We start from the raw sequence: 10493 nt of genomic DNA on the forward strand, positions 1-10493 counted from the left end.
GGTCACTTCGTCCGTTGCATCAGTCACTTCGTCCGTTGCACCGGTCACTTCGTCCGTTGCATCGGTCACTTCGTCCGTTGCATCGGTCACTTCGTCCGTTGCATCGGTCACTTCGTCCGTTGCACCAGTCACTTCGTCCGTTGCACCAGTCACTTCGTCCGTTGCACCAGCCACTTCGTCCGTTGCACCAGTCACTTCGTCCGTTGCATCGGTCACTTCGTCCGTTGCATCGGTCACTTCGTCCGTTGCATCAGTCACTTCGTCAACGCCATCATTGACTTCGTCGGCCGGCGTGCCATCGCACTGGTGTGGGTCGGGTTGATCGGAATCATCTTGGTCGGGAACAACATCGCCTGGGACAACCTCGTCTTCGGATTGATCCAGCGTTTCATCACTGCCGGGATCTGCCGAGTCGTCGACATCATCATCCACGGGGTCTAGATCAGATTCGATGATCACGTTATCGCCGGGACCACCGAGAATCAGATCATTGCCACCGCCTCCGAGAACCACATCGGATCCAGGGCCGGCGACCAGGATGTCATGTCCCGCACCGCCCATCACGACATCATTACCGCCTCCGGCACGCATGATTGAATCGAGCGACGTTTCGTTGACCAACAGATCGTCACCGGCAAAGGCTTCGAAGATGATGCCGTCGACCAATTCGGCGTCGAACGTTTGTTCGATCGAATCGGTGACGTTGCCGGCATCGTCGCGTGTTTGCAATTTCACGACCAGCGAGTCTTCGACGGTGTAAACCTCAGCGACGTCATTTCCTTCGGTGCCGGCAATGTGAAGGGTTGTGTCGATGACGCCGATATCGGCGGCCATCAGTTGTCGACTTTCTAACGATTGGAGACTGAAGCGTTTCATTTCCTAGTGCCTCGTTGCAGGTGAGAGCGCCGAGAGCTGGTCCATTCCAAAACTCGGCATGCGATCGATTGCAGTCGAGATGCAGTCGTCGCGCCAATCGCCGCCCGGCAGAGTCGAACATTCTGCGTTGGCCTCGCGATTTACCGCACCAGAATCTTTCTGCCGTCGTTGACGCCGCCCCGGTCGACGAGTGGAGGCATGGGAACGAATTTCAATTGCGACGGTAATATTTTCCGTCGATGCCACGGGCCGATTGCCTGATCGTGGGCCGGCAAAGGACTGATTGCACATCCTCCCGAAATCTGCTCTGTTGATTGCTTGCTAGGACATTCGCGGCGCACCAGCACAGTGCTTCAGCACAGCGGTCAGCACCGACCTTTGAGTGGCCGGGCAAATTACCTTTCCAAACATTTCGGAGTGATTGATGACTAAGTTGAAGTTGGTTTTCGTTCTTGCAGTTGCCCTGGTTCCCTGTGCGATGATCGGATGTGGCGGCGGAACGGAAACGACCGTGATTGAATCGGAACCAATGACGCCGGCCGAAGAGCAAAGCTACGACGAGCAAACCTCGAGCGCCGCTGACGACCAAAGCCAAAACTAGTTGGCATTGACGGTCGCCCCGCGATGGGTCTGCCGATTAGTAAAGATAGGGGCACGGTTGCCTATCGAGCCCGGTGGTTATTCACCGGGCTTTTTTTATGCGCTTGTTACCGTTGCAATCAAAACGCACGCCCCCGAATTCAATGGCGGTTTGCAGCGCGGACAGTTGGTTTGGCAGTCGCCAAGGCGATGTTTCGCGCCGCATGCGAACAAGCAAAAACGAAAACCAAGAAAATGGCGGGTTCAGGACAAACGTTTGTCCCGTTTGAGCGCTCTGAGATTGTGGTCAAACGAACACGCTAAAACCCCGTTTATAGGGGGTTAGTTCTTAATAAAAACGAAAAAATGACGAACTGGTTTTGGATTCCCAGGTTAAGTAACGCTGATAACCGGTAATATGTAGTAGCGGTCATTTCCTCGCCGCAATAGTTCTCATCTTTACTCTGGGAGTCTTCTTATGACGAAACGTTTGTCGCAACCGAAAGGTTTCACGCTCGTGGAATTGCTGGTTGTAATCGCTATCATCGGGATCCTTGTGGGTCTTCTATTGCCTGCAGTGCAGGCAGCGCGTGAAGCGGCGCGTCGAATGAGTTGCAGCAACAATTTCAAGCAAATTGGTTTGGCAATTCACAACTATCATTCGGCTTACAAGAACCTGCCGACCCAATCGACAGGGACATACTTCTTGGGGTCCAACGCTACCCCGGCTGCCAACCAGCAGAAACACAACCGTTTCCGCCAAAGCTGGCTGATCGGAATCACTCCATTCATGGAGCAGCAAGGTCTTTGGAACTTGATCAGCAATCCCAACGACTTTGACAAAGACGGCACCTTGGATTTCCAAGCAATGGGTCCAGAGCCGTGGAATGGCAACTACGAGCCCTGGAGCACGCAAATCCCAGCGTTGCGTTGCCCCAGCGACCCCGGCGTTTCGCCTCCGGGAATGGCTCGCACCAATTACGCCGCTAACATCGGTGATTCAACCGACTGGGTGAACTGGGGTTTTTGGCGTTGGCAAAACAACACCTGGAACCAAGGCCACATCAACTCCGCCAATGCGTCCAACCGTGGCTTCTTCTACAATCGCCGGACCATGCGTTTCCGCGACGTTCTGGACGGCCTGTCCAACACGATCGCCTCGGGTGAAATTGCAACCGGACTGGGCGACCGTGACATCCGTACCGATCCTTATTATGGAATCGGTTGGGGTGCGATCCACGGCAGCCCCAGCGCTTGCGAAGATGCGAACCTGAAAGATCCGGAACGACCCACTTTCTGGGATCCTTCGGTCGGCAATGCCAACCCAGGCTTGCGTAACAACAACTGGAAACGCGGTTTCCGTTGGGCTGACTCGGTACCGGTTTACACCAGCATCACTACCATGCTGCCACCTAACCGCGAAGTCTGCATCGGTGGCGGCGGTGACTTTGACACCGGCGTGCTGCCCCCGAGTAGCCGTCACCAAGGTGGAGCTCACGTGCTGATGGGTGACGGAGCGGTGATTTTCATGACTGATTCGGTGGAAGCCGGTGATTCGCGTCACCCAGTTGTGAAGGTCAACCCAACCAACAATGCCCCCGGCGCTGTGCCGGGTTCGAAGAGCCCCTACGGCTTGTGGGGTGCACTTGGCACCCGAGCCAGCGGGGAAACGATCGAGGAGTCGCTGAACCAGTAGCGTTCAGCTCTCAATTGATTTTCAGCAAACCCTGTTCGCTTTTTTTAAGCGAGCAGGGTTTTTTCATAGGTATTCGCGCTGATCTGTCGCCCAGTTTCGAGGGTTCAGATTCTCCGTCTTCAAGCCAGCCTTTTGACGTTGCACGGCCTGTTGGAAAACGCTGGCTTCAACGGCGCTGGTGTGGAGGATTAATCCGACTCGGGTACGGGTTTTCTGCAAAGAGCAACGCCGGTCGGATAAATCCTCCACACCAACTTGCGGCGGCTTATCCAACTCCAGTCGCGGTTAATGCCCACTGGTGAGCCATCGCATCCGATCTTGAGAAAAACGGATTCCGGGGGCCTCGCTTACCAGCCTCACAGGAGCCGGCTGCCGGCGAACTAGTGAAGCAGGAACAGGGCATCGTCCGCCGGTCGCAGGTGAGGGGAGACGGGCCTTCAGCTACGTCTAATGAGGGTCCAAAAAAAACCATCTGGATTTCGCGGCACCCTGGCGATACATGCGGGTTAATTATTCTACCGCGCGGCTACATACTGAGTTCTTCATCAGTCGCTGCGATGCAATTTCAAATTTTCTTACCCGTCTTGAGTCCTTGAATGAAAAAACGTTTCCGTCAGCCGACCGGCTTCACCCTCGTGGAACTGTTGGTTGTGATCGCAATTATCGGAATCTTGGTAGGCCTTCTTTTGCCTGCCGTCCAAGCGGCGCGTGAAGCGGCGCGCCGGATGAGCTGTAGCAACAATTTCAAACAAATTGGATTGGCGCTCCACAATTACCACTCGGCTTACAAATCATTGCCTCGACAGGGCGGCGGAACGTACAGCCTGTTTAGCAACGCAACGCCTGCTGCGAATCCGCAGAAACACAACCGTTTCCGTCGAAGTTGGTTGATCCCCATCACCCCGTTCATGGAACAACAGGGTCTGTGGGATTTGATCAGCAACCCGAACGACTTTGACAAGGACGGAACGCTCGATTTTCAATCGATGGGCCCAGAGCCATGGAATGGCAACTACGAGCCATGGAGCACGCAAATTCCAGCGTTGCGTTGCCCCAGCGACCCGGGCGTTTCGCCTCCGGGAATGGCACGCACCAACTACGCTGCCAACATCGGTGATTCAACCGACTGGGTGAACTGGGGTTTCTGGCGTTGGGAGAACAATAACTGGAACCAAGGTCACATTGCATCGGCAAACGCCAGCAACCGTGGTTTCTTTTACAACCGTCGTGCGATGAAATTCCGTGACATTTTGGACGGGCTGTCCAACACCATTGCGAGTGGCGAAATTGCAACGGGACTGGGCGATCGCGACATCCGCACCGACGCTTACTTTGGTATCGGTTGGGCTGCGGTTCACGGAAACCCAAGCTCCTGTCAAGACGCGGGGCTGATGGATCCCGAACGCCCACGGTTCTGGGCTCCCACGGTGGCCGACACAGCCAATCCGGGCCTCGTGAACACCAACTACAAACGTGGTTTCCGCTGGGCTGATATGGCTCCGGTCTACACCAGTATCACAACCATGTTGCCTCCCAACCGTGAAGTTTGCATCGGTGGTGGTGGTGATGCGGACACCGGTGTCTTGCCACCTAGCAGTCGTCACCAAGGCGGTGCCCACGTCCTGATGGGCGACGGTGCGGTGATCTTCATGACGGATTCCGTCGAAGCGGGCGACTCGCGCCACCCAGTGGTGAAAGTCAATCCGACCAATGCTAATCCCCAATCGGTTCCAGGGTCGAAAAGCCCCTACGGGCTATGGGGTGCCTTGGGCACACGCGCTAACAATGAAGTCATTCAAGAGCAATTGAACCAGTAGCGGTTCGGTTGGTTGGAGGATTGCATCCAATCCTGTTCGCCTTTTATCGGGCGGACAGGATTTTTTTGTTGGTTCGCAGCAACCGCCCAGTCGGCCTGGTGCAACCTGGCGAATCCACTTGGCCTACGAGTTGGTTCCGGTTCCGGCTACAGTGGCAAAGGGTCGTAGCTGATCCCGCCAGGGTTCAGTCGGTCTGAACCCTGGCGGGATCAGCTACGGGACGCACCACCAGTGGATGTTGGACGGGCAGGTCAAGAATGAAGAACAATAAGCGAAACCACGGTCTGCTTGCGTTGGCATTGCTGATTGCACTGGCCGGCTGCGACTTTTCATCACCAGCGGGAACAGAACCGAGCCCTCCGGCGCAGACCCCGGCGCCTGGCAAGACCGCGGCAGTCACACCGCAGTCACTGATCCAACAAGCCACCACCGCGCTCGCAGCTGGCAAACTGGAAACCGCCGAACAATTGTCTCGGCAAGTTCTCGTGGGCGACCCCGGCAATCTGGATGCCGGGCTATTGCAAGTCGGCATCGCGATGCGACGTTCCAAACAGCAGGACGCCGTCGAGTTGCTGTTGCAGCTCGCCCAGGCTCATCCGCAGAAAGCCCCGTTGTTAAAAGCCCAGGCCGCGGAATTATTGTCTCAATCAGGGCAAGTCGATCGCGCCATCGAACTTTTGCAGTCGGTGGTCACCGCTAAACCTGATCAGCATGAAATCCGGCGTGTGTTGGCAGAAATGTTAAACTCGCGTGGCTTTCGCTTTGACGGAAACGAGCACTTGCGCTACCTAGCCGGCCGGATCACATTGACACCGCGCGAGCTGATCGGGTTGGTCAATCCGATGTACACCTGGGTAGATTTTGCCGCCAAACCGGACATCAATGACCAAGCGTTGATCGAGCGTGCCGGGACGCTCAACGCGGTGGCGGCGTTGCGTTCCAAAGGAGACGTTCGCGACGCATTGAAATTGCTCGACGGCAGCGACTTGCTACGTGATCGGCATCCGGCAGCGGTCGCGATGCGCGGCTGGTTGCTCAGTAGTAATCAAGACTTCGCCGCGCTCCAGGATTGGGCGCTGAACGCGGTCGACTCCAGCAAGCGTTACCCCGCGTATTGGTTGGGATTGGGGAATCTTTTTTTGCATCACCAAAACCCTGTGGCGGCAACCTGTTTCGTCGAAGCGCTTCGTCGTGAACCCAACTGTATGGAAGCCGCCGACGGTTTGGCCCAAGCGATCGCTGCCCAGGACAATGCTCAGCAGTCAGCTGTCTTGCTAGAGCGTCAACAACTGATTTCCGAAGCCCAATCGCTGGCCTACCAGATTGGTTCGACCGATCATCCCAGCCCTGCGATGGGCAGTGAGATGGGACGGGTGATGAACTCACTGGGGCGCCCAATCGAATCACTCGCTTGGCAGGAATCTTTGTTCGCCAGGGTGGCCCCTGGAGCGCCGCAATTGACGGTGCTGCGCAAGGCCAAGCAGCAACTGCTGTCGAAGTTTCCCAGCGGTCGCAACGAGTCGGTCATCGTTTGTGGGATGGACGCTCAATCGCTGCCATCGGTTCCGGATGCGCTTGCTTGGTTGGATGCAAAACTGCAACCGGGAGACGCAGGGCCATCATTGCCGCCTGCGATGAAGTCGCAACCAGTGAGCCCGGCGTCAGCGCCAGTGTTCAGCGACGTTGCCAAATCCGTTGGAATCGAGTTTCGCCATGTCAACGCCACCGAGCCGATCGAAAAGGAGTTCCGTTTGTTCGAACCGCTTGGCAGTGGTGTGGTCTGTTTCGATTTTGATTGCGACGGCCGCGTTGACCTCTATTTGGGCCAAGCCGGTGGTCAACCGCCTGATCAGTTGAGCCAAGTTTCTAATCGATTGATGCGCGGCCAAGGAGAGCGTTTCGACGATGTTTCGACACTGTCGCACAGCCAAGACTTTGGATACACACATGGCGTCACTTCGGGGGATTGGAATCAAGACGGGTTTCCCGATCTGTTGATCGGAAATGTCGGCATCAATCGATTGATGATCAATCAGGGCGACGGAACCTTCCGCAACGCAACGATCGATAGCGGCGAATTGCCCGCTTCCTGGGGCCGTGCGATGTTGACCTTCTCCGTCGCAATGGCCGATGTCAGTGGTGATGCGCTACCGGATATTTTTGAAACCAATTACGTCGACGACATCAAAGTATTTGATCCGATCCGCTACGACTCCAATGGCAAGCCGATCGTGTTGCCGGGGCCGAAGCATTTTCAAGCTGCGATCGATCGACTTTACCGATCCCAGGGGAATGGATCAGCTGTATTAGAATCGCTCGGCGAGTCTCAGTCTGCGGCCAGCACCGGGCTGGGCGTGTTGATCACTGATATCGATGGTGACCGCCAAAACGAGATCTTTGTTGCCAACGATCAAAATGCAAATCAATTGTGGAAGCGAAATGCTGACAGCGATTCGCTGCACTGGACCGACGTGGCGCTCGCTCGCGGTTGTGCCTACGGTACCGGCGGCAAGCCATTTGCCTGTATGGGGATTGCCGCGGCCGACTATGACGGCAATGGGAAAATCGACTTACACGTCACCAATTTCTCGGATGAATGTTCCAATCTGTACCTCCAGAACGATTCCGGGGGCTTCGTCGATCAAGCGATTGCGATGCGATTGGACACTGCGACCGTGCCGATGGTCGCGTTCGGAACGCAGGCATTTGACTACGACAACAACTCCAGCATCGATCTGGTGATCGGCAACGGGCACATCGAAGACTTTCAATTCAAGGGCAAGCCGTTCCGAATGCCCACCCAAATTCTGGCGCGGCAGCAGAGCGGATTTGTTAGCATGGATGTTCAGGGCGATGAATCGTACTGGAACCAGACGCATCTGGCCCGTGGTGTTGCGATTCTGGATTGGAATCGAGATGGCCGGGTGGACGTGGCGGTGACGGAACTAAACGATGACTTTGTGCTGCTGGAAAATCGCACCGCTAGCAGTGGGCACTTTTTGCAATTGGAAACCGTTGGGACGCACAGTGAACGTGATGCAATTGGGACGACAGTCATCGTCGATGCCGGCGGGCGGCGGCGCGTCGCGGTCGTTCAAACCGGCGATGGTTACTTGTGCAAGAACGAGTCGGTTTTGTTTTTCGGACTCGGTGACCTCACCGCGATTGATCAGGTCACGGTCCAGTGGCCCAGCGGGCAAACACAATCGTTTGCTAATCTTGCGGTTGATCGGCGTGTCTTGCTCGTCGAAGGTCAGTCGGACGTGTGGCAGCGTTAAGTCATGAACTGGTTTTTATTCGTACTGTTGATCATTGGATCAGCGATCGCCGTTGTTTGGGCCTGGAGAGTTCGCAGTGGTTTCGTGGCGGTGATCGCCGCGGTCATGTTGTTAGCGTCGATTGCAATGTTTGATTCTGGCAATCCGGAACCCATCGCCATGGAATCGGAACAGCAGAGCAAAACACCAGACCTAGCGGCAGACAAAACAGCTGCGATCGGTGGTTCACTCAAGAGTAAACGAAGTGATCTGACGCTGACCAGACTGGAACCGTTCCGTCCCCAGGAGTTGCCAACGAATGGCTACGTGGGTTCAGATGCGTGCCAGGAATGCCACGCAGAAAACCACGCCACTTGGGCAGCATCCTATCACCACACAATGACCCAGGTCGCCGATCCAGAAATCGTCTTGGGTGACTTTCGCGACGTCGAAATCAATCACGACGGCCGTTTGTACAAGTTGTCGATGGAGAATGGGATCTGTACGGCAGACTTTCCCGACGAAGCTGATCCGACGACGCGTCATACGGTGCCGATTGTGATGACGACCGGATCGCATCATATGCAGGTGTATTGGTTCACCACCGGCGAAAAGCGATTGCTGGGAATGTTGCCACTGGTCTACCTGAAGGACTCGCAAGAATGGGTCCCGCGAGAATCGGCATTTTTAGTGCCGCCCCATCAACCACCGTCGACCGAAACGGGGCGTTGGAACGAAACCTGTAGTGCATGCCATACCACGCAACGCAAGGGGCGCCGTTTAGCATCGGGTCAGTGGGACACTCATGTCGGTGAATTCGGGATTTCTTGCGAAGCGTGTCATGGGCCCGGCCAAGGCCATCTGGACTATCAGCGTGGGTTAGATGGATCACAGCCCAACCAGACGGTCGCGTCGGCCAGTGACCCGATCGTCAATCCCGCAAAGTTGTCAAAAGTCCTGTCGTCACAGGTTTGTGGGCAGTGCCACGCCGTGTTGGACCCGTTGCACATGGATTTGCACTACCAGGAAAATGGGCATCGCTATCGCCCGGGCATGGATCTACGGGATACCCACGGTGTCTGGAACCGCGACACCCCCGAATATGTCAACACCATGAAAACGCTGGACTATCCCGATCTGGATACTCTGCTAAACGAGACCTATTACCCAGACGGAATGATTCGTGTTTCGGGCCGTGAGTACAACGGGTTGATCGAATCAAGTTGCTATATCAACGGTGAAATGTCATGCATGAGCTGTCACCAGTTGCATCAATCGGCCAGTGATACACGATCGCTGACCGAATGGGCCAACGATCAATTGAAACCGCAGGCGATTGGCGACCAAGCCTGTGTCGATTGCCACGCGGGACCGGAATATGGCCCAGCGCACACACACCACGCGATCGGTTCCAGCGGTGCCCAGTGTTACAACTGCCACATGCCGCACACCGCTTACGGATTGCTCAAAGCGATTCGCAATCACCAGATTAGCAGCCCAGACGTGGGGAAAGACGAACGTGTCCAGCGGCCCAACGCTTGCAACCTGTGTCACCTGGATCAAACACTGCAATGGTCGGCAAATCATTTGCAACAGTGGTATGGCATCGAGCCGCCGGAATTGGACGCCCAGCAACAGCAGATCGCCGGATCCTTGTTATGGCTACTGCGTGGGAACGCGGCCGAACGGGCGCTGACGGCCTGGAGCATGGGCTGGGAAGACGCTCAGCAGGCTTCGGGTGATGATTGGCAACTTCCATTTTTGTCGGCGCTGTTGGACGACGACTATGACGCGGTCCGCTTGATCGCCCGCCGCACGATCAAGTCCTTGCCAGGGGCCAGCGATTTCGAGCTGGATGTGGTGACGTCCAGTACCTCGGATCAACGGCAGCGAAGCGGGCTGAAGTTGCTGCAATCGTGGTTGAAAACTCCCGCAGCAACCAGCATCGATCGGCCTGAATTATTGATCACGCAGCCCAACGGAATCGACGTGCTGCAGATCAAACAACTATTGGATCAACGGGACCAATCACGAATGTTACTCAGCGAGTGAACCGGCCGGCGTCAGGCCGGGGCGCGGCAAGCATTCGACGCGCTGCGTAAGCCGTTTCGATCCCAACCCGACGCGTCAGCGAGGGATTTAGCTTGTTACCGGGATCCCTCGCTAACGCGTTTTGAAGTTGCGCACCTATCGCAACCCGACGCGTGAGCGAGGGATTTACCCGGTTGATGGGATCCCTCGCTGACGCGTTTTGAAGTTGCGCTTATG

5 protein-coding genes and 1 pseudogene are annotated in these 10493 nt (G+C 55.9%); 5 read left to right on the top strand and 1 reads right to left on the bottom strand.

Annotated elements, in window-relative coordinates:
* A pseudogene (locus NHH03_RS23170) lies at window positions 1-876 on the bottom strand (hypothetical protein); the annotation flags it as partial.
* A gap of 424 nt (window positions 877-1300) precedes the next feature.
* On the opposite strand from NHH03_RS23170, the gene NHH03_RS23175 reads away from it, so the two are divergent.
* The 5 genes from NHH03_RS23175 (at window position 1301) to NHH03_RS23195 (ending at window position 10277) form a co-directional block, all read left to right on the top strand.
* On the top strand, window positions 1301-1477 hold the full coding sequence (locus NHH03_RS23175; RefSeq protein ID WP_253160166.1) for a hypothetical protein: 177 nt from the start codon (window positions 1301-1303) through the stop codon (window positions 1475-1477).
* A gap of 456 nt (window positions 1478-1933) precedes the next feature.
* Window positions 1934-3151: a DUF1559 domain-containing protein gene (locus NHH03_RS23180; protein WP_253160168.1), complete on the top strand. Its 1218-nt coding sequence runs from the start codon at window positions 1934-1936 to the stop codon at window positions 3149-3151.
* A gap of 596 nt (window positions 3152-3747) precedes the next feature.
* Window positions 3748-4968: a DUF1559 family PulG-like putative transporter gene (locus NHH03_RS23185; RefSeq protein ID WP_253160170.1), complete on the top strand. Its 1221-nt coding sequence runs from the start codon at window positions 3748-3750 to the stop codon at window positions 4966-4968.
* 257 nt (window positions 4969-5225) lie between these two features.
* Complete coding sequence (locus NHH03_RS23190) at window positions 5226-8246, top strand: FG-GAP-like repeat-containing protein (protein ID WP_253160172.1); 3021 nt, start codon at window positions 5226-5228, stop codon at window positions 8244-8246.
* Window positions 8247-8249: 3 nt separating this feature from the next.
* The gene (locus NHH03_RS23195) at window positions 8250-10277 is read left to right on the top strand and encodes a cytochrome c3 family protein (RefSeq protein ID WP_253160175.1); all 2028 of its coding nucleotides are present in this window, start codon (window positions 8250-8252) and stop codon (window positions 10275-10277) included.
* Window positions 10278-10493: the final 216 nt, after the last annotated feature.

It is taken from the genome of Stieleria tagensis, assembly GCF_024129865.1.
GTDB classification, from domain to species: Bacteria; Planctomycetota; Planctomycetia; order Pirellulales; family Pirellulaceae; genus Stieleria; species Stieleria tagensis.